Origin of the sequence: Rhodococcus sp. KBS0724 (assembly GCF_005938745.2) — a bacterium.
Classification (GTDB): Bacteria; Actinomycetota; Actinomycetes; order Mycobacteriales; family Mycobacteriaceae; genus Rhodococcus_F.
Genome location: NZ_VCBX02000002.1, coordinates 412,313 through 432,596, shown reverse-complemented (window position 1 = coordinate 432,596; position 20,284 = coordinate 412,313). Strand labels below are relative to the sequence as shown.

At 63.1% G+C, this 20,284-nt stretch carries 15 protein-coding genes; 8 read left to right on the top strand and 7 right to left on the bottom strand.

Annotated features, from left to right (window positions below):
* Nucleotides 1–206: 206 nt before the first annotated feature.
* From FFI94_RS32905 to FFI94_RS32875, 7 genes are all read right to left on the bottom strand, one after another.
* Nucleotides 207–2,204 carry a cutinase family protein gene (locus tag FFI94_RS32905; protein ID WP_138874043.1) on the bottom strand — a complete coding sequence of 666 codons (1,998 nt, stop codon included), beginning with the start codon at nt 2,202–2,204 and terminating at the stop codon, nt 207–209.
* 180 nt (nt 2,205–2,384) lie between these two features.
* Complete coding sequence (locus FFI94_RS32900; RefSeq protein ID WP_138874042.1) at nt 2,385–2,906, bottom strand: hypothetical protein; 522 nt, start codon at nt 2,904–2,906, stop codon at nt 2,385–2,387.
* 45 nt (nt 2,907–2,951) lie between these two features.
* Complete coding sequence (locus FFI94_RS32895; RefSeq protein ID WP_260684581.1) at nt 2,952–3,707, bottom strand: hypothetical protein; 756 nt, start codon at nt 3,705–3,707, stop codon at nt 2,952–2,954.
* 69 nt (nt 3,708–3,776) lie between these two features.
* Nucleotides 3,777–4,994: an insoluble domain protein gene (locus tag FFI94_RS32890; protein ID WP_138874041.1), complete on the bottom strand. Its 1,218-nt coding sequence runs from the start codon at nt 4,992–4,994 to the stop codon at nt 3,777–3,779.
* A 76-nt stretch (nt 4,995–5,070) separates the two neighbouring features.
* Nucleotides 5,071–6,585 carry a ParA family protein gene (locus FFI94_RS32885; protein WP_260684580.1) on the bottom strand — a complete coding sequence of 505 codons (1,515 nt, stop codon included), beginning with the start codon at nt 6,583–6,585 and terminating at the stop codon, nt 5,071–5,073.
* A complete protein-coding gene (locus tag FFI94_RS32880; protein ID WP_138874040.1) occupies nt 6,585–6,941 on the bottom strand; it encodes a hypothetical protein in 357 nt (118 codons plus the stop codon). Before FFI94_RS32880 ends, FFI94_RS32885 begins: the two co-directional genes overlap by 1 nt.
* A gap of 58 nt (nt 6,942–6,999) precedes the next feature.
* Entirely contained in the window at nt 7,000–9,111 is a 2,112-nt protein-coding gene (locus FFI94_RS32875; RefSeq protein WP_138874039.1) for an FtsK/SpoIIIE domain-containing protein, read from the bottom strand.
* A gap of 1,241 nt (nt 9,112–10,352) precedes the next feature.
* On the opposite strand from FFI94_RS32875, the gene FFI94_RS32870 reads away from it, so the two are divergent.
* The 8 genes from FFI94_RS32870 to FFI94_RS32835 all read left to right on the top strand — a co-directional run bounded on the left by FFI94_RS32870 (nt 10,353) and on the right by FFI94_RS32835 (nt 20,066).
* The gene (locus FFI94_RS32870; RefSeq protein ID WP_138874037.1) at nt 10,353–10,679 is read left to right on the top strand and encodes a hypothetical protein; all 327 of its coding nucleotides are present in this window, start codon (nt 10,353–10,355) and stop codon (nt 10,677–10,679) included.
* 42 nt (nt 10,680–10,721) lie between these two features.
* Nucleotides 10,722–11,123 carry a hypothetical protein gene (locus FFI94_RS32865; protein WP_138874036.1) on the top strand — a complete coding sequence of 134 codons (402 nt, stop codon included), beginning with the start codon at nt 10,722–10,724 and terminating at the stop codon, nt 11,121–11,123.
* A complete protein-coding gene (locus FFI94_RS32860; protein ID WP_138874035.1) occupies nt 11,120–14,173 on the top strand; it encodes an ATP-binding protein in 3,054 nt (1,017 codons plus the stop codon). Before FFI94_RS32865 ends, FFI94_RS32860 begins: the two co-directional genes overlap by 4 nt.
* The gene (locus FFI94_RS32855; protein WP_397495603.1) at nt 14,170–16,278 is read left to right on the top strand and encodes a hypothetical protein; all 2,109 of its coding nucleotides are present in this window, start codon (nt 14,170–14,172) and stop codon (nt 16,276–16,278) included. The genes FFI94_RS32860 and FFI94_RS32855 overlap by 4 nt, the downstream gene beginning before the upstream one ends.
* Nucleotides 16,279–16,281: 3 nt before the next feature.
* Nucleotides 16,282–17,151, top strand: a complete 870-nt coding sequence (locus FFI94_RS32850) for a hypothetical protein (RefSeq protein ID WP_138874034.1) — start codon at nt 16,282–16,284, stop codon at nt 17,149–17,151.
* Nucleotides 17,152–17,162: 11 nt separating this feature from the next.
* Nucleotides 17,163–18,710, top strand: a complete 1,548-nt coding sequence (locus FFI94_RS32845) for a peptidoglycan DD-metalloendopeptidase family protein (RefSeq protein WP_260684578.1) — start codon at nt 17,163–17,165, stop codon at nt 18,708–18,710.
* On the top strand, nt 18,707–19,297 hold the full coding sequence (locus tag FFI94_RS32840) for a hypothetical protein (protein WP_138874032.1): 591 nt from the start codon (nt 18,707–18,709) through the stop codon (nt 19,295–19,297). The genes FFI94_RS32845 and FFI94_RS32840 overlap by 4 nt, the downstream gene beginning before the upstream one ends.
* A gap of 151 nt (nt 19,298–19,448) precedes the next feature.
* Entirely contained in the window at nt 19,449–20,066 is a 618-nt protein-coding gene (locus FFI94_RS32835; protein ID WP_138874031.1) for a hypothetical protein, read from the top strand.
* Nucleotides 20,067–20,284 lie beyond the last annotated feature (218 nt).

Sequence of the window (20,284 nt, the reverse complement as noted above, 5' to 3'; positions counted from 1 at the left end):
GCGATCAATCTCCCCGCTGCTCAACGCGTTCGGCCGGTGTCCGACGTGAAACAAGCCCTTGGTGTGGGGGCAGGAGAACACGGCCATCCCTTTGGTGCCGTGGTGGCGTTTGCGAACTGCCTTCGCATCACCGCGTGTGTGATAGCCGCGGTGACCGCACTTCTCGCACGAGGTCCATCGGGCAGCGGGGTTGTGGGCTCGGGGACTCATACGGCACGTCCGATCTGGAGATTGAGCCAGTCCGAGAGCCACACAATGGCGCTGCGTCCGGCGTTGTCGACGACGAGTGAGTTGTAGTTGGTATGAGCACCGGAGGCGAAAAAGTCTGCAGCGCGCAGTCCTTCGCCGACCAAGGAGGCGAGGTCCTCTGCCTCTTGCGACTGCGACAACTTCACCAACGAGTCCGACAGTTGCGGCAAATCCAGGTTCTCCGCCGCGGTGGTGATGCTCGTGGAGACCGCGTTCGTCTGCTTACCCATCAGTGCCGGCGGGGTCTTGGTGGCCTTACCGGAGAGCATGTTCATCGCCACCGACGCCAAATCCAGGCCAACCGGAACGAGACCCGTCATGGCTGCGGCTGCGCCGAGCGGATCAGGCAGCTTCCCCAGTGGAGGTAGAAGCTTTTCGACAGCAGCCCAGGCGATCTCCTGGATCTGCCCGACGATGTTCGCCAACTTGATCACGTCAACGTTTGCGAGGATCGACGCGACGAGTGCCGCGATCTGAGTAGCACCGGAGGGGTCGGGGATGACCGAAAGCACCTGCGAGACCCATGTCAGATCAACAGCTGCAGCCATCGTGATCAACGGTGAGAACTGATTATTGAGCTCACCCGCGATCTCGTGAGCACCGCGCGCGTCGAGCGCGGCGACCCTCTGCGGCAGCACAGTCAGATTCTCGAGGATGCCGGGCATGTCGAGCGAGGTGATACCGGTGGCGACATTGAGAACCTGATTGACCACCACCGTCGGTTTGAGTACCGACAGCACGCTGGTGGCCGAGGTGATCGCATCGGAGGGGGTCGATGCCAGTGGTGCGACCTGCACGCCGAGAGACTCTGCGGCCCTGGTCAGGGTCTGCACCTCCGCCGAGGTCGACGGCAAGCGCAGAGAGTCACCGCCGTCACGGCCGGTGAGCCTGTTCGCGGTGTCTGCGAGTTTCGTGGCGGTATCGAGGGCTGCAGTGAGATCGGATTGCCCCGCCCTGGTGAGGACTTCGGACGCGTTGTACTCGGCCGTACCAACCGGTGCGGCCGCGAGTTGGCCGTTCGCTTGCGGGTTCGCCGCTCCCGAGTCGAGGAGGTCCGCCAATGGCGCGAGGGTCTTCGCGATCGATGATGCGGCTACCGCTACCTGTTTGATGTCGACGGCCGGCTCGGAGAGCCGCTTCCCGAGCGTGGCAACGTTCGCCGCCAGCGCAGGCAGATCTGAGCCGGAGAAATCCGACGTCATCGCGGTGGCGAGTCGACTGTTCCCGCCGGCCACCGTGTCGGTCGCGGCGCCGCTGGGGCTCTTTGTCAGGATCGAGCCGAGCGAACCGAGTATCGGGCTCGAGCCCTTCTCGATCGAGCAATACAGGTCTCCTGGATCGCAGATCGAGGCCACGCGGCCAGAGAGCGAACCCATCCCCTGTGGGCGCGGGTCGGCGATACCGTGGCCCGAAGTGCGCGGGCCGACCGTCGCAGAGCCTTTCGTTCCGGCACCAGGATCAGCGAGCAGACCGACTGCGAGAACTTGACCAGCATCGACCGCACCCTTGCCGTTCCCGATCTCGGACGCGAGGTCACCGGCAGCGTCCGCGCCCTGCGAGTAACCGATGATGGTGAATTTGGTGCTCGGGCAAGCATTCTCAATCTTTGACAAGATCTGCTTCGATTTGGTGAGAGCGTCGGCTTTGCTGTCTGCGTAGGTGTGGCCGTTATCGAATGCGCGCGCCATGTACGGCAGCGTGTAAATCTCGGCGTCGCTGCCATGCGCGCTCTTGAGGGCATCGGCAACGGGTTTGAGCATGCCGACCGGCGCTGAAGGGTCAGCATCTTCGGTCGTTTCCCAGGTGCCGGGAATGAACAGATTGAACGTCGCTGCACACGTGGTCGGCGCCGCATGGGCAATCGCAGGAGCGGTGAGTGCGACCGAACTTGTGGCGACGCTGGCAATCACCAACAGGGTGACCGCGCGGCGAGCTTTCGGACGTGGGAGCGCCATGTGCACCTCATCTACCAAAGGGACAATGCACCTTCCGGTGTGCACCGCCGATGTCCCGTCAACCGCGCCCACCTTTCAGGTGAGCGCACACAGTGACGTATCTGACGCGCCGCATCAACCCGCCTGTGGATAACTCTCCGTTGACATTGGGTCATGACGTTAGTTGTCGATTCCCACCGATCAGGTGCAGTCGACGTGCAGGGACAGATAGACACGTCCTTGCCCGTAGGACGAGTTCCAGTCGGCCGGTGCATCAGCGGTGGCCGCGATGTCGACCTGGTCAGGGTTCGACCAGTCGATCGAGTGCAGGGCTTCGAGGAATTGGTTTGTTGTGTCGATGTCTCCGGACAGGTCCTGCTCGGTGTTCTCGACGGTAAGAACTTGGGACGGGTTAAATGCCTTGATCTTCCAGCCGTTCGGTGCCGAGATGTCCACGACGAGGTTCTCGCCTGTGCCGGTGCAGCGGGCGGTGATGTCCTCGGGTTTCGGGGTGGTGATCTCGGTGTCGGAGCGCTTTTCGCCCCAGCCGATGATGATGGAACCGAGATCGTCGGTCGAGTCGGTGACGATCGTGCCACTTCTGGAGGCGGATACACCGGTAGCGGCGCGACTGTCACCGCTTCCACACGCGGTCAACGCGGCGAGTACCCCGATGGCGGCGACAGCGAATGATCGTCGGGTTCGCTTGGCTGAGTGGTTCATTGGAGTTTTCGTCTCTCTGAAAAGGAATGTCGTCGCGGTGGTGGATCAGCTGATGCTGTCGACGAACCAACGGCCGTCGATGTCCTTGGTGGTGATCGTCTGTGGGTACTGCTCGGGGGCAATTCCGGGACGCATTTCCGCGAGAACGACGGAGTAAACACCGGACGTGACCGCAGTGATGCGCACGCAATGCGTGGTTCCTACGGGAACGGAGTCGATTCCAGCTTGAATCTTGTCCGCAAGAGGTAGCGAGGTGTCGGGGGTGGCCAGCGCTCGGACCGCGTCTGCGGAGCGGGTGATGTAGTAGGCATGTTCGAAGGCTGCGATAACGCCCGCGCCGGTCTTCTGATCGCCCTGGTCAGTGCGGCAGGCACTGGGGTCGGCAACTGGTTCGGTGGCGACTGCCGGCGGGGTGACCGCCAGGGCCGGCATCGATGTGGGAGCTACCTCGTCGCTCTGAGCGATCACCGGGTTAAAGGTGTCGGATCCGGAAAACACGCGCAGCAGGAACCAGCCGAGTAGTGCCACAACCAGCAGTAATGCTGCCGCGTATCGCAGTAGGTAGGGGCGCCGCGGCGGCGCGTCCTTCGGTGAGCGTGGTGCTTTCGGTGCCCTCGGGGGCTTCGGCGCCTTGGTGGCTTTCGGGGCCTTGGAGGTTTTCGGTGAGCCGGTTGCGGGTCGAGCGGCTTTCGGTGCCCCGGCAGGTGCGCCGCCGAGCGTATCGATCACTGCCGGATGCCTTGTGGTCTTGGTGCTCAGGATCGACTTCATGTCGGCGCACTCGCCTTTCGTCGTTGTCATTGCCAGTGGCAGGTCGGGGCGGACGGCAGGTATGCCGCCCGCCCCGACCGAGCTATGCGTTGCTGTGGGTTATGCCTGTGCGCCGCCGCCGATTGCTTCGCTGATCAGCGTGGATGCCAGACCCGGTGAGGCGTTCTGGAAATAGTCCGTCAGGGCTGAGTCGACCTGCTCGATAATCTGCTGACCGCCGGGCTGCGCTCCCACGAAGTCGCGGACCTGAGCATCGATTGCAGGAGCGGCGGCAACGGTGTCGCGGACTGTGTTAGCTGCGAACTGCCCGACCGGTCCGGAGTTCTCCCACTCGGTGAGGACGTTCTGTGTCTGCGCTGTCACAGCGGGCTGGTCGACGTCCGGGATCTCGATGTCGACGGGTTCTCCGAGTTCGCCGGCACCGTATGCGGTGGCCGCGACGAATCCACCGATTCCGCCGCCGACTGCGCCCGTGAGGAAAGCCGGAACACCTAGTGCCAGTGCACCGATACCCGCACCTGCGCCTGTACCGGCCAATCCGCCTGCCACCCAACCGATACCGGGGACGAAGACGTTACCCAAGCCCATGCCGATATTGCCGCCGATGGTGCCGCCGATCAGCGCACCGCCTGTCGCGAACGGTGCTGCGAGCGCTAGCCCACCGCTCAATGCGCCGCCGGCAGCGCCGGCGACCTGCGCTGCGGACTCGCGGCTTGCCTTGTCCACGGGAACACCGGTCGAATGCCAGAACGTCGCGACCATCGACTCGACAACGGCAGTGGTGTTGTTGGTCCGTTCGAGGTCTGCATCGGAAACCCAGTTCGGCTGCGCGATATGGAATGTGCCGAAGCGGAGGGTATCGCGCGGGGCGATGATCGGCGCGATGATCGGGGCCGGGCCGGGGAGATGGAGCTGGCTGTAATCGATCGGTGTGGCGTCGTAGTTGGTGGACTGACCTGTGTAGGTGTTGGTGTTGTAGTCGAAGTTCGCCAGCCGCTGGTAGGTGATGTTCTGGTACTGCGCGGGCGGTTCGACCCAGTAGGTCGGCGCGGGCTGCGGCGGAGCCGGCGCGGGAGTTTCAGTGGTCACACCGGACTGTCCGCCGCCCTGTGAGATACCTGCCTGTCCCCCGCCGTCGGTGATGCCGGCCTGTCCCGGTGCTGCCGTTGCGGAAGGCGCGAAGGCGATGCCGGCCACGACCGCTGCGCTAGCGACAACAGCGACAGTGACCTGACGCGCGGCACTGCGGCGGCGATGCCGAACACCCTGCTGTGCACGCCGCGATGCTAGGTTGCCCGCGGTGATGTCGATACTCATAGTGATGCCTTTCGATGAGGAAACTACTGGTGGAGGCCGATACGCACGTCGAACGGCAGTGCCGCACGACAGTGGGTCAGAGCGCGGCGTGGGCGATCAGGTCGATGACGGTCGAGGCAACGACAGTCAGGGATTCGGTGGTCGTCGAGCGAAGCTGGGAGAACGCGATCCGCTCTCCCGACGCGAACAACGGCTCGAACGGCATCCGACGAACCGAATGGACACCGACGTCGAGAAACGCATCGACGGCCTCGATCTCGACCATCGGAGCATCACCTGGCCCGTCGGTAATAACGACGATCGTGCGGGCCAGGATGTGTGATCCCGCGGTAGCAGCGAGGTCGAGCAGCATCCGGTGCGCGGCAGCGGCGGCATCCCGGCGCAATGGCACTGGAACGACGAGGACGTTCGCGTTCGAGGTCGCCCACTGCCAACTCCCGGCCAACCTGTTGTTGCCGGTATCGGCGATGAGAATCTCGCGATGCTCGGACAGGACAGTGGCCAACGACTCGACGTCGTCGTATCCCAGGGCGGCACCGTCGAATCCGTAGAAAGTGCCGGCCACGACGTCTTCACCGCCTGGCTGACGTGCCAGGAACCGCGACAGCTCGGAAGGACGGATACTTCCTGGTGCTGCGGCCTGCGCGGCAACTAGTGCGAGTACATCCTGACCGGCGCGCGGTGGAACGGAGACGCGGTCAGCGAGACTGCCCCCGACCTCTGCAACATCCGCGCAGACCGTGCTTCCCGCTCCCCGATGCTGAGCGATGACAGCGTTCAATCCGACTGCGATCGGGGTCTTGCCGACACCCCCTTTCGGGTTGGCCACTGTCACGATCGAGAACCCCGGAATCGGACCGGTGATCGCAGCGATTGCGGCGCGTTGACGCATCTCGGCGGACTCTAGTTTCGGTGCCAGTCCCAGGTTCAGAACGGCATTGAGTCGACCCCGAATACCTGTGCGCGCGGGTTCGTTTGATCCGGGCGTGATCTCGGGAGCAGCGAGTACCGACATCGCGGGACGCGTGCTTGGTGTGGAGGCGTTTGCCTGTGACCGACGGGCGCTTGTATCGGGGTTGGGACGCTGCCACGGGACTGGTGGGCGCGGCCGCTGCGCGTTGCCTTCCCGCCGCACTGCGTCGGGGGCGGAAACCGGCAGGTGGCCGGTGGGGGCCACGGACATCGTGACCGGTTCCGGTGCAACATCTACCGGACCTTCTTCCGGCTCGCCCGCTAGTTCCTCGGCTACGTCCGACTGCTGCGACGTGGCGGTGACGGACATCGTGACCGGTTCCGGTGCAGCATCGACCTGCGGAACTTCCGCCTCAGCAGCCGCTGCGACGATCGGCCCTGTCGGCAACGACCGCGAGACATTCCCGTCAGGGGTGACGGTGAGGTAATTCGTGCGTCCTGCTTCGTTCACGACGACCTCTACCGGTGCACCTGCATCAGCTGAATACTTGCGGCTGTACGCAGCAATCACAGCGTGGATCGACTGTCCCTTGTCGGCGGTCAGTTCCACCTCTTCGGCCCCTGCCCCGCGCGCGACGGCGGTCCGCTCGCCGGTGATCTCGATGGCAAGGGCGGACATCAGGCGTTCGTTCCGCTGAATGCAGCGACGCCGGAGAGTTCGTTGTCCATCTCCGAGACGATGGTGACTGCTTTGTCGAGTGCCGCCAGGGCGTCCTCTCGTGCCTTGCCTTCGGGTAGAACCTCGATGATCTGGCGGCGGGTCGCGACGGCACTTTTGATCTCGTCGAGGCGCGGCTGAGTCAACTCCTGCTCTTCGCTGAGCTTGGCGAGCCACGTCGGGACGCCGTCTTTGAGGACCTTGCGCAGTGCGGTGATGACTGGATCCCCGCCGCCCTTGGTCGGTGCGAAGGGACCACGCAGTAACTTGATGTCCTCGGTGGTGGGGGTGATCGACTGGGAGATACGACGAGCCATGGCGATAGGACCTTTCTTGTGGTGTTTCGAGGGTTCGGGGGTAAAAGCGTTCAGGGGGTCACACGGACTCGAGGACCTTGTCCGGCTCAGGTAGGAACACCACTTCGTGCGGCCCGTAGGTGATGTGGTTTTTCACCCGTCCGGTGCCGCCCACGGTGATCGTGGTTTCGGTGACATCGCCGGTGTCCTTGTTGCGGATGACGGTCACGGCGAAGACGGTTGCCTCGTGTTCGGTTCCGTCCTCGCCGGTAACGAGGATCGTCATTCCTTCGGTCACCGAGTGAGCCGGAATCGCATCGACGTCGTCGTCCACGGCTGCGGCAGGAACGGCCTGATCCGTGTGGTCTTCGCCGAGTTGCGTCGGCTCCGGGGCGTAGCCGCGTTCGCGCGCTGTCGTGGCCATCGAGCGTTCGGATTCGACGAACTGGCGCAACTCTTTCGAGTAGAACGCAATCTGCGGTTCCACCTGTGGCCGGAGCCCGTTGATGATCGCCTTCTCGGAGTCCGAAAGCTGATTCCACTTGTTCGGGTGGGGGTCGACGTTCGGCGTCCACCACATCTGCGCATCCACGGGAGAGCCGTCGTTGCCCAATGCCACACCACGACCGGGAACGGAGGTGTCGATTTCGCGGCCGACTTGGGACTCTCCCCACAGCATCATCGCTCCGTCCTGCGAAAGATTACCGAGCGAAATTCGGGTGCCGAAGTTGTCGCGTGCGTTACCGGATGCGCCGCCGAACAGTGACGCGTCGGGACGCTGCACACCAAGCAACAAGCGGATACCAGCGGATCGTGCGAGCACCGCGAGATCGGCCCATGCACCGAGCGGATCGAGTTCCTTGAGCATCTCGCGGGTCTCGTCGTCGCCTGTCTTCGCCAGTCGCTGCCACTTGCCGGAGAGGATGAAGAATTCGTCGAGCACGGTGATCAGAAGCGGAAGCTCCGAGGGCTCGATCTTCTTCACGTGCACGTAGTGATTGCGGGCCATCATCTCGCAGTGCAGCGCGCGCACCAGCATTGCCGAGCGGACAGCGTCGTAGACGATTGCAGCGCAACCGGGATACCCCTCGAGTCCGTCGAGTTCGATCATTTTCGGATCGACGCCCAGGAACGGAATTCCGCGGCGCGCAGCTTCTGTGAGCAGTGTGCGGATAACCGACGTCTTGCCGCCGCCGGTCGGGCCGACGATCAGGCAATGCGGCTTGTTCGATTTCGTGGAAATGTCCCAGAACATGGTCAGATCCGATTCCGCTGTCGCATAGGGAAGGTGGCGCAGATTCTCGTCGACCAGCTCCAGCGGATGATCCACGCGAGTCGGCAGCGGAGCACGCAACGTCATCAGAAGAAAACCTTCGGACGGGAACCATTCCGTCGCCCAGGTGCGCCCTGACTCGTGGGTTCCGGCGAGGGAGGTGAGAGCCTCGTCGATTTTGCGCTGGAACCCGTGCACGCCGCTCGACATCGACTGGCTGTAGGTGATCTTGTAGCCGGTCTCGGAACCGTTGTCGTCGTACGAGTCGACAGTGACGGCCGTGTCCTTGAGCGGCCCGCCCACGAGGACCTGTTCGAGGACCCGGTGGCGATCGGAGCGGGTGTCGGGTTTCACGTGCTTACGGGTGATGACGATCTGATCTCGGTGCGCTTGATGAGTAACCGTGTGGGTCCACTTGCCTGATCGCCGGTTTACGGAAGCACGTACTGCACTGGTGAATTCGTCCATCTCTTTCGGACGGATGATCGCTCCGCGAGGAAGTTTGATCTTGGCGCTGCGCAACGCGCTGATACCGGGCGGGAATCCGACGGTGACCTTCGCTGGAAGGTGCCGGGTGGCTTGTCGTACGTGGGCATCGAGCCGAACGCGGTGACGGTGCGAGATGAACCGCACGACGTCGAGTGCGATCAGTGCGAGGGTGGCGAGCAGGAGAAGCCAGCGGTATCCGTGAATCGCCACGGCTGCGATAGCGCCCTGACTTTCGGGTGTCTGCCCGGTCAGCTCGACAATTCGTGGAGCGTAGAACGCGAAAGCTGTTGCGATGATGATGAATGGCGCGATCGCGCTGTACTTGCCGACCGCAGGTTTCTCCGATTTGCCGGGCTGTCCTGTTGTCTTCTCGGAGCTGAAGAGGTCGATGAGGAAGTCCTTGAGGGGGTCGTGCTGACCTCTGCCCATCGACTGCTCCTTTCGCTCGATTCGAATCCCGTTACAGGTCGCGCCGGGTGTGTTGTTGGAGCACTTTCGCAGAGTCGGGAAAAGTTTCTCAAGGCGCCTGTGGATAACTTTTTTCCTAGCCTGCAGCCGACGCGCTGACGCCTGTTCCCCGCATGCTGATTGACAGCACCGAACCTCTGTCGATGACAGCTCTCGTCGATACCGATTGTGGCACTGGATAAACCCGTCGCGAACCGTGGAATCCACTACTCGACAAGGGGTGAAACGGCGGCGGAGATGATCTTGATTCGAGTGCTTCGAGGGGTATTGCGAGGCACTGAAATCAAAGCGCCGAATACACCTCTGCGCACCGTCCGCGGTCGCGAGTTTCGGGCCCGAGACGCAGCTTCGTCAGTCGCCTTTCACCCCTGCCTGAATCGGTTCTCGATCACCCCGATGGCGACTGTTCGCGCCGTGATCTTGGTCCGGCGATCAACACCCGAAAGCAACCCTCTGAACAGCAGTTACCGAAAAAAGTTGGCGCGGAGCAATTTTCATGAGTACACTGCCGTTTTCCGGCCCGGAGGGCCGGAAAACGGCAGTGACCCCCGGAGGGGGGAACGGTGAATACACCCGTTTCACACACCATTTCGGCACCCCGCAAAACTACCCCGTGAAACTACCTCACTTCACACCTGCCAACGCTGGTGCGTGAATGACAGCTTCCGCGGGCGTCTGGACCGATGAGTTCCCTCTTTTCCACACCCCCACATTTCGCTCACTCATGGCGGCGTTCCACAGTCCTTCGCGACGCGCTTCATCTCACCCGCAATTGAGTGGTCGAATCCACTTCTGCGACAAAGCCCTTCCGCAGGGCTTCGATGGCACCATGCCGGAAGGCTATCGACAGCCTCATTGCCACCACTGTCGACGCAACGCTCGGGACCCGGCGCGACCACCTACGTCCACACCCTCAACTGCTCTACCCATCAGGACTTTCATCACCACGTTGACGAAACCCCTCTCGGCAACGATGGAAGGACCCGCAACCACTCGACAGAAACCGACATACGCGAGCCGAAGAACCTTGCGTTGAGCATGACTCGTCCACCACAGCGCACGGAGTAACGCCGAACCCGATGTGCACTCATGGGAATCGAAGAAGTTATCCACAGGCGCCTTGAAGTCGAAGCACCAATTCTTCTATGTTCCCGCGCAACCACATTCGTGGGATCTGGTTTTCAACCTGTTGGAGAGTGTTCATGTTTTCTATCGCTTCCACTGTGATCGACCTGTCGGTCGCGACGGCGCACCCACCTGCCGTTGCGGATGTCGTCACTCTCGCGCAATCGACGGACGTCAACACCGGCGGGTTGCGTGCGTGGATCAAGGACAACGTGGTGTTCACGATCCTGATCGCACTCGCGTGTGTGGTCCTGGTCGGCGGACTCAAAGGCAATCTCTCGAGAGTCTTCACGGTCGGCGGCCTGGGTCTGTTCGGACTGGCGTATCTCGGGATCGCGACCTCGGAATCTGCTGCCACCGGGATCGGGAACTGGATCCTCGGCCTCGTCGGCATCAGCACCTAGACCGTTGACATCAACCCCGAGACCACTCGAACGGAGCACACGGTGATCGACAACGACGACCTGATGTACCGCGTAGACCGGCACTACCTCGGTCCGACCGGTTATCCCCTGCCTGTCCGGATCCGCTACACCGCCGGCCTCGTCGGCGCTTCCGCGTTCGTCGTGGTGTTCGTGATCGCTCGGGGAATATTGCATGTACCACTCGGCTTCAAAACTCTTCTGGTGCTCGCGCTGATCACGGTCTGGATCACTACCCGCATCGCGAAGTTCGTCACCCCCGACCGGCCGCTGCGCTCGGTGCTCAAGGCCGCTCTCAACGACCTCGCCGCTCCGCGTCCACCGAAGGCAGGCAAGACCGTGTCCGTGTCACTCCCGACACGGCTGACCAAGCGCGCATCCACGTCCGAACCCTGTGCCCATTTCGACGGTGAGGACCACCGATGACCGCCTCCGACAACGACATTGCCGCACTGTTCGACCCAAAGGTCGAGGATCCGGTTCCGGTGATTCTTCCGGGCTCGCTACCGCCGTCGTGGGCAGCTGCGCAGTCGAGTGCGCGCCGTCCTGCACAAGCGTGGTCCGAAGTCGACCCGACACCGGTTCCGGCCTACGACGACAACGGCGAGGACGACTACGACGAGGACACCGAGCCGACACCGTTCACCGATCCCGAGCAGGTCGCCGAGAAGGTCATGCGGCGTCGTGGTCGCCGCGGCCGGACAACGAAGAAGGCACGCAAGTCCGCGACCGATCGCGAGAAGGATGCCGCGAGGAAGTGGGTGGAGCGCGAACGCAGGGCCGTCCATCTGAAACTGACCGGCACTTCTGCCAACATCACCCGAACCGCGACAACGTCGACGGCGTGGTTCTGGCAGCAGCAAGGACCCTGGAATTTCCGCACCACCGGTAAGCAACGCCGCTTCATCCAGGACGAAGCGATGATCCTGACCAACCTGCAGAAAGCAGGCGTACGCAAGCTGCACCGCCGCGTGGTGCGCACCCCGTTCCCGGTGACGCAGTGGGCGATCGACCACAACGTTTGGGCCACACCCATTCCTGATGTGCCCGGCGCGCTGTCGTGGGCGGATTACCTGCGCGGTCAGCAGCACGCGATGTTGTGGTCGAACGCAACTATGAAGGGCCGCTACTGGGGCATCGAACTACCTGAGCGTTCCGGACTCGGGCGGGGTTTGGATTGGACTGCTCGAACGCTGCGGTACACGGCCGACTGGCCCTTGTTGGGCGGGGTCTGCACGTGGGTGAACCGGTGGGCCGACGACGCCTTCGAGCGCGAGCAGAAGGCGCTCGCCGATCATCTCGCTTCGTTGGAGCGGATCATGTCGGGTCGCGGCGCGAAAGCTGTTCCCGCGTCTACGACTGCGATCGATTACCTGCTGCGGCGCTCCGCGACGATCGGTCTCCCTCTGGAAGCGGGTGGAGCGATCGCGGGCGGTGGCGATTGGGAGGAGACCGACGTCGCGGCCCTCGAAGATCTCACCGACCTGTCCCTGACCCCTGGCGACGGTTACACCACAGTCTCCGGTGTGGTCGACGGCCGCACCTACACCGGTGTGGTGATCGTGTTGACGGTCGGACGCATGGCACCGTTGCCGATCCCTGAACGGATGCTGCCCTGGCAGATCATCGGCGACCCTTCTGGGGAGCCGCTGGAGTGGTCGGATCGAATCGAACTGCACGACAAGGCATCGACCATCCGCAAGATGCGCTCTCTCACCGGGAAGATCGAGAGCCAGTTCGACCACTACACCGTTGAGCACGATCAGGTGCCGCCGAAAGAGTTGGCGCAGCAGCATGCTCGCGCGCAGAACGTGATCTCCGATGTCGAGGAGGACCATTCAGGACTCTCGACGCGGACCACCGGCTGGTACCGCGTCGCCGTCGTCGGCACCAGTCCTGACGATGTTCGGCAGAAGGTCTCCGCTCTGCAAGAGATGTACTCCCCGCACATCGCGCTCGAACACGAGCACGGCCAGTACCAACTGCTACGCGAGTTCATTCCCGGCGAGCCGCAAGCGAACATCGCCCATGCTCGCCGGATGGACGTCGAAGCTGTCGCCGCCGGCATGGCCACGGTCAGCGACCGCATCGGTGACCGGCGCGGTGTCGTACTCGGTGAGACATCATCGATCTCTCCGCGACCGGTGATCTGGGATCTGTTCGCCGCCCACGAACGCAAGCACAAGTCGGGGCTGACTCCGATCGTCGCTGTACCTGGATCAGGCAAGACGTTTCTCGCCGGCATGATCGTGTATCAGGCGGTGCGCGCCGGCGCTTACGGCGTCGTTCTCGACCCGTCCGGACCTCTTGCCGCGCTGGCATCTTTGCCGGAGTTCCGCGATATCGCCCGCGTCTACGCACTCACAGGTCGGGACTCACGCGCGGGAGCGCTGAACCCGTACCGTGTGATCACCAACCCCCGGCGCGAGGACCCCGAATACGACACCGCCAACACCGAATTCGCACGCGACTCCAATCCACATGCAGCGGCGCAATCGAAGTTCGACGCCGACAAGCGCGCCGCCGAAGCAGAACGCGTCGAGGTCGCCGTATCCGTTCTGAAGATGATGCTCACCGAACGCCATCTACACCAAGAGCACACCGAACCCGTTCTGCATCTGGCGGCGAACATGGTCGGCGGCGACAGCAACCACAACCTCCGCGAAGTGCTGGCCGCAATCGAGACCATCAGTGAGAACAACCCGGATCAAGCGGTCAGGACCTGCGCCAGTGGGCTGTATCAGCAGCTCGAATTGATGTCCAGGCTCACCGAAGCACGTGTGCTCTTCCCCGAAGAAGGCACGATCGGCAGCGGCGCCGATTCCTTCGACAACGACATCCGTCTCACCATCCTGACGATGCCCGGCCTGCAGTTACCGCCCGAAGGCACACCGTCCTCGCAATGGACTCCGCAACAGCGGATGACCGCACCCCTGATGCACATGGCCGCGTGGCTGGCGAACCGTCTCGTCTACGAAAAGCCGCGCCATGTACGCAAGGTGCTTTTCCTGGATGAGAACAAATACCTCGAATCCACCGGCGCCGGCCGCACCCTGAACCTGCGCATTGCACGCGACTCACGCAAGTACCTGCTCCGCGCGCTCGTCTGCTCGCAGCTCCCGGACGACTTCCTCGGACTTGACGGCAGCGACGACAAGACCGCACTGACCTACGAAGTGTTCGTCGGCGACGTCGGAGGCGACCCCCATGCGATCGCCGGCGCCCTGAAACTGCTCAAACTCCCTGCCGGGCAAGGCTTCGAGCAGTTCCTCGCCGAAATGGGCAGCGGCGGCGAAGACACCCTCGACGAAGACACCGACACCTCGTACCAGGATCAAGCGCGCCGCTGGATGATCCGGATGGCCGACGACGTCGAGTTGGTGCGCTCGAGCTGGATCCACTACGTGCACCTCGCGCACGTCTTCGAGGCGCTGAACTCCTCGTCGTCGAAAAACGCACTCGGCGGGCCAGCATGATTACCCTCGAACGCCGCCCTACGCCCACAATTGGGGCCACCCAAGCTCAACCCAGTCGGGGACGCAGCCACCGGTTGGGCGGACATGTGGGGCGCATTCTGGCGGTTCTGGCACTAGGGCTGCTGCCGCTGATCGGTGGCGGCGGGACCGCATCGGCGGGCGGATTCGACTGCAAGGACGTCCCTACCCCCGAATACCCGAACTCAGTCATGGCGTCGGAATTCGATTCCTCAAGCAAGGACCGCACACCAAAAGAGAGCGGCACCGGCTACGAGACCTACGGGTGGGCCGGCCTGTCGTGGCACACCTACGATCTCGGCTGCGGCAACGACCTGGTCAACGCGCCGCGCGCCGTTGCAGACACGTCAACAGGCAACCTTTTCCTGGCAATCGGCAAGGGATTCGCTGCCGCCGCATTCTGGCTCGACGACCAAACCAAGACCGGTCACACCGCAGAAGCCGCCGGCATCGCTCCGGCGATGGTGCAGTTCGACAAGATCGTCTCCTCCATCGCCGACGGCATGTTCGGTGTCTACGGGATGTGGCTGGGTATCGCACTGACCGCAGTTGCGGCGATGATCCTGTGGAACGCACTCAAATCCAATGCCGCCGCTGTCACTCGCACTGTCGCTATTGCCGGAGCCGCGTTGGCGATCGGGGCGTTGTTCGTCGGAGCACCGCAAAAAGCGATCCAGGTCGCAGACGAGACCTTCGGATCGATCATCACCGACACCCAAGGGCAGATGCTCTCCGCGTCCAGCGAAAGCGCCGACCCACGAAACGTGCTGATCGACAAGATTTTCCTCGACGATTGGCGCAAGGGCTGGTTCGGGACGAACTTCAACGACAAAGAACTGCAGCTCGGTCCGAAACTGCGCGACACCTTGGCATTTTCGTACGCGGAGCAGCAGGACGTCGCCGGAGACAACGCAGCTGCGAGCGAGCTGGCAGACCTCAAGGCTGACAAATTCCGAAACGACATCGTCGACAAGCTTTCCGGGCTCAACTTGTCGTACAACCAATTCCAGGGGAAAGATTCCGGGCGCACCGGAATTGGGTTCATGGCGATGCTCAAGCTCGCCATGCCTTCCGTTCTATGGATCGGTGCGTCGGTACTCAAACTGACTGCGCTACTGGCCATTCGAATAGCGATCTTGTTCGCTCCGATCTGGGTTCCGCTGGCCGCCGTACACGGTGGCACCCTCTCGCGGGTGTGCCGGATGATCGCGACGGCATACCTGTGGGGTGTGGCCGGAGCGGTCATCATCGCCCTCTACTTGATGGCGCTGGTCAAGCTCTACGACACCGACAACGGACTCGTCGACGGTACGTGGCGGCTGTGGTTCATGATCATCTTGACCGCGGTGTGCTGGATGATCATGAAGCCGTTCAAACGGATGTCGCAGACGATCACCCAAAACAAGGTCGGCCCTCTCAACCGCAAGGCACGCGGCGTTCAGTCGATGACGAAAAAGGCATTCTTCACTGCAGCGACGGGTGGGACGGGAGCCGCTCTAGGTGGTGTCGGGGCTGCGTTCGACCGCGTCTCGCACAATGTGAAAGACCGGTACAACACCAACACCGAGAGCAGCGACAACGAGGACCCTGTCTCCGCACGTCCGGAGGGCCGCGAGCTCAATCAACGCCGGCGCCAGGAAGTCGATCAGTCCCGCGTCGAAGCACGCAAGACGATGGATCGCCAACAGCGGCTGACGAATTCGCGACGGGAATCGGACCTCGACGCCGCCAAGCGTGATCTCCAGACGAGTGAGCCCTCCGAACCCGGCAAAGACAACGCTCCGGTGAAGCCTCGGATCCAAGTGCCGGCGACCAACGGGGGCAACGTGATCGCTCGCCGGATCGTCGGATCCGAAAGCGGCTCTGCGCGCAGTTCCTCGTCGGTGAGCGAGACCTGGGACGGCGGGCCGCGCTCGAACATCGCGCCGACAAAAGTGTTCACTCCATCCTCTGCCGATGCCTCCGTCGAGAGTTCGGTGCCGAAACCCACAACTCGGTCCGTCCCGTCGACTCCGTCCCGGTCGGCGCAACGGTTGTGGGCGCCGTCGTTGACTTCCGCCGGTGCCCCCGACCACGGCCGGGGGTGACGGATGCCCACCAACACAGTCAATCCCGTACTCGCGCCGATCCGGCGATGGGTCCTTTACTCACGGACCAACCTGACGATCACGATCGTCGCCGCTTTCGCTGTGCTGTTCGTCGCCGGATCACTGTTCAGTCACTCGCCCACCGCAACCAACACCGCGTCCGCAGCGGAATTCCCAACCACGCCCACTGCCTCTGCCTCTGCCGATGCCGATGCGGCGGTCGACGGAGACCTCACACATGACCTCACCGAGGTCACCGAATCGGCGATTGCAGGCAAGTCCGCCGCTGCCGTCGCCGAGAGTCCACCGGCCACAGCGATGACATACGCACACATCTACGTCGACCGGTCGCTCTCCAACAATGAATGGAAAACCAAGCTCGGCAAGCACACCGCCGACGCGCCGAGTGTGACTGTCCTCAACGCGCGCCCGCTGGTGCCGGTGGCGATCACCGGACCCACACGCAGCGAGAGCGTGGCCGGCATCGGCGGCGGCAGTGCGGTGCAGGTCGTTGTGCCGACGCAGGCCGGCGACATGCGGATCACCCTCAAAGCCACTGATTCCGGATCGGGTTCGGTGTGGCAGGTGCAGTCACCGTTGCCGACTCTCGATCGCAGTGAGGTCGACAAACTCGGTGTTCCGTCGCTGACCAGTGCACCGACGTCCAAGAGTGCACCAACGCCCGAGATGGTCACTACCACCCCGGCACCACAATCCACGACCAGCACCGATGCCACCGCCACGTCGACGTCGATGCAGGAACCGGCAGCCTCGACAACCAGCCCGTCCACAAGCCTCGAGCGCGCGCCGATCCCGGTGCCGGGGCCTATCCCGATCCCCGATCTCGACACCCCGCTGCCGGGTGCACTGTGAGGCGCCGACCGGTGGGGCTCATCCTCATCGCCGGCACCGCTGCTGTCCTGGGACTGTCCGGGTGCGCCCATGATCCGGTCATTCCCAAGCACCGCTGCGGCACCTCGTCGAGCGAGAGCGACAAGAGCGAATCCCCGAGCGGCAACACGGAACTGAAAGCCTCCGGGCCGATCACCCAGCCCACCAAGAACGGCACAACGACATTCACCTCCGGGTTCGGACCTCGCTGGGGAACTGAACACAAGGGCGCCGACTTCGCCGGGCCCGTCGGCACCCCGATCTACGCTGCCCTCGACGGCGTCGCGGTCAAGGCCGGATCTGCCTCCGGGTTCGGGAACTGGATCGTGCTCGACTCACTCGTCGACGACAAGCCCGTGAGCACCGTCTACGGCCACATGTTCGACGACGGCGTCCTCGTCAAGGAAGGACAGCAGGTCAAAGCCGGCGACCACATCGCCAACATCGGCAACGCCGGTGGATCCACCGGCCCGCACCTGCATTTCGAATACTGGGACGGCGGCCGACTACAGGGTGGATTCGCGATCGACCCGATGACCAAACTCGGCGGAGCACCCTCCCCCGCCGACGAGGCGGGCAGTGATTCGCCCGCCATTCAGCTGGCGGCATCGTCGTCGTCGATCGCCTGCGCCGGTTTCGGCATGGCCGGTGGCGGCGACCTCAACGCCGGATCCGTTCCTCCCGAGATGGAACCATGGTTCCGCAAAGCCGGGTCACTGTGCCCACAGATCAAGCCCTCTCTGTTGGCCTCGGACGCGAAAGCAGAATCCGGGTTGGTTCGTGGCCTGACCTCCGGCAGCGGGGCGCAGGGTCTCACGCAGTTCATGCCGGAAACATTCGCCTCCTACGGCCAGGACGACGACGGCAACGGCACGATCTCGATCTGGGATGACGGGGACGCGATCATGGCTCAGGGTCGATACTTTTGCGCCATCGCAGCGCAGGTCGACAGCTGGATCGCTGACGGATCGGTGAAGGGCGACCCGAAAAGTCTCTACATCGCTTCCTACAACGCAGGCGAGGGCGCGGTGAAGAATGCCGGCGGGATGCCCAGCGGCGGCGACTACACCACCCAGACGCAACCGTACGTCGCGAAAGTTCTTGCGTACGAGGCCGAATTCGCAGCACCCGGCGGTAGCGGAGAACTGGTCGTCTCTCCTGGCTCTGCTTCCGGCGGGCAGGTCGTCGAGGCTGCACGCCAGTACCTCGGCACCCCGTATGTGTGGGGCGGCGGCAACATCAACGGCACCACTGGCGGTGGCTTCGACTGCTCCGGACTGACCAGCTACGCCATCTACACAGGCAGTGGAAACCAAGTCACGTTGCCGCGCACCTCGGAGCAGCAATGGACGGTCGGCGTCGAGATCCCGATCGCCCAAGCACAACCCGGCGACCTCGTTTTCGGATCATGGTCAGGATCCGGGCCGGGTCACGTCGGAGTCGCAATCGGAGACGGTCAGATGATTCACGCGCCCACCACCGGGGACGTCGTCAAACAAGCCCCGCTGCAGAACGATATGAAAGCCCGGAGGGTCATGTGAGTAACAAACGCGAGCTCGTCCTTCTCGTCGTAGCCGCAGCGATAATTGCAGGGTTGGTGTTCCTATTCGTCGACTTCGAGAGCGAGGACACCGGCACCGCTACACCCGCCCCCACCTCTACTACGCCGCCCACGGTCACGACAACCACAGCGACATCGTCAGCAGTCATCGATGTCCCCTCGAACCCGGACACCGACGAAACGGAAGACACTGTCCGCCAAGCACTATCCGTCGCCTTCACGTGGTATCCGGCAACCGATCGCAGCCCCACCGATGCCTACGCGCGCGCACGGAACTGGTTCACCGAGCCGCTCGCCGCCTCGCTGCTCGCTGGCGTCCACACTGAACGCGGGCCCGGCGCTCAGTGGAGTCAGTGGGCATCGGACAACGCGAAAATTGTTGCCGACGTGAGCGTCGGTTGCTCGGGCTGCCCGCCTGATACCGACACCCTCATTCACCGCGCGGCCAGCATCCACCAGACGGTAATCGTCGGCGACGAGACCACCACGGTCACACCGGATACCACCGTGTGGATCACCCTCACCAAAGGTGGTGGACAGTGGCTCATCGGCAGCATCCGGTACTGATCGGCACACCCTCGACCAGAGCACCAACAGCGCGTTCTCGTCTATCAAGAGAATTTCCGGGAAGACTTTCACTGCGAACAACGCACAGGCACAAAGTGTCTCAGAGCTACCGGTCGCCCACACCAGAATCTCACCATCGGAAGGTAATCAAATGAAGCGCACCGCTCAGACCCCCACAGCCCGCATGATCGGAAACTTTGCAGCGGCCGCCGCACTCGTCGCCGGCCTAACCGCATGCGGCGACAACAATGCCGGTACCGATATCAGCCCGCGGGCCGAAACTACCTCTGCCGCAACTCAGGTGCCGGCAATCGACGTCGACGACCCAGTCGACATTCGACGCTACAACACCGTCGAATCGATCGTCAGAATCGTCACGGCACGAGATGGCGACGAAACAACAGTGCTCGGCGCACTCACCGCCGCAGAAGCCGAGAGCGGCTGGTACGCCGGCAATCGCGGCGGCAGACCCGGGAGACAGACATCCGTCGATGTATTCGGTTGGCCATCCAACTACGCCGGCGGTGCAGAAAGCACCCAGGCAACGGAAGCGGCCGTGCACCACTTCATGGATATCGCGGCGACAGTGCCACCGGAAACCCGCAACGATCCGGTCAACTTCGCGGTCGCCGTCCAATTCGCCGATCCGCGCGGATACGACCCCAGCAGCCGAGTGTTCTCACGCGCAAGTACAAACAGAAGCACCATATCCACTGAGTACACCGCAAGCCTACAAACAGCCAAAGCCGCGCTGCGGCAGGTGCAATAGAGGATATATCGTCTGCGTGACCGCACATACGACGGCCTCAGATTATGGTGTGGAGTCAGCTGTTTACGGCTTCGCAGTCAATACGGTGTCGAGATCTGGCGAAGATTTGCGAGATGCGACGCCACTTCTACTAGGCGGGACGCGAAGCGGCCACGTCCGACGCAGCGCACCGTTCGATGCCGGTTCTGGATCGGATACCGAACCACCGCTACGCGAAG

Coding starts and splice junctions, on each gene's coding strand:
- FFI94_RS32905 (WP_138874043.1), bottom strand. CDS start 2,204: ATGGCGCTCCCACGTCCGAAAGCTCGCCGCGCGGTCACCCTGTTGGTG.
- FFI94_RS32900 (WP_138874042.1), bottom strand. CDS start 2,906: ATGAACCACTCAGCCAAGCGAACCCGACGATCATTCGCTGTCGCCGCC.
- FFI94_RS32895 (WP_260684581.1), bottom strand. CDS start 3,707: ATGACAACGACGAAAGGCGAGTGCGCCGACATGAAGTCGATCCTGAGC.
- FFI94_RS32890 (WP_138874041.1), bottom strand. CDS start 4,994: ATGAGTATCGACATCACCGCGGGCAACCTAGCATCGCGGCGTGCACAG.
- FFI94_RS32885 (WP_260684580.1), bottom strand. CDS start 6,585: ATGTCCGCCCTTGCCATCGAGATCACCGGCGAGCGGACCGCCGTCGCG.
- FFI94_RS32880 (WP_138874040.1), bottom strand. CDS start 6,941: ATGGCTCGTCGTATCTCCCAGTCGATCACCCCCACCACCGAGGACATC.
- FFI94_RS32875 (WP_138874039.1), bottom strand. CDS start 9,111: ATGGGCAGAGGTCAGCACGACCCCCTCAAGGACTTCCTCATCGACCTC.
- FFI94_RS32870 (WP_138874037.1), top strand. CDS start 10,353: ATGTTTTCTATCGCTTCCACTGTGATCGACCTGTCGGTCGCGACGGCG.
- FFI94_RS32860 (WP_138874035.1), top strand. CDS start 11,120: ATGACCGCCTCCGACAACGACATTGCCGCACTGTTCGACCCAAAGGTC.
- FFI94_RS32855 (WP_397495603.1), top strand. CDS start 14,170: ATGATTACCCTCGAACGCCGCCCTACGCCCACAATTGGGGCCACCCAA.
- FFI94_RS32850 (WP_138874034.1), top strand. CDS start 16,282: ATGCCCACCAACACAGTCAATCCCGTACTCGCGCCGATCCGGCGATGG.
- FFI94_RS32835 (WP_138874031.1), top strand. CDS start 19,449: ATGAAGCGCACCGCTCAGACCCCCACAGCCCGCATGATCGGAAACTTT.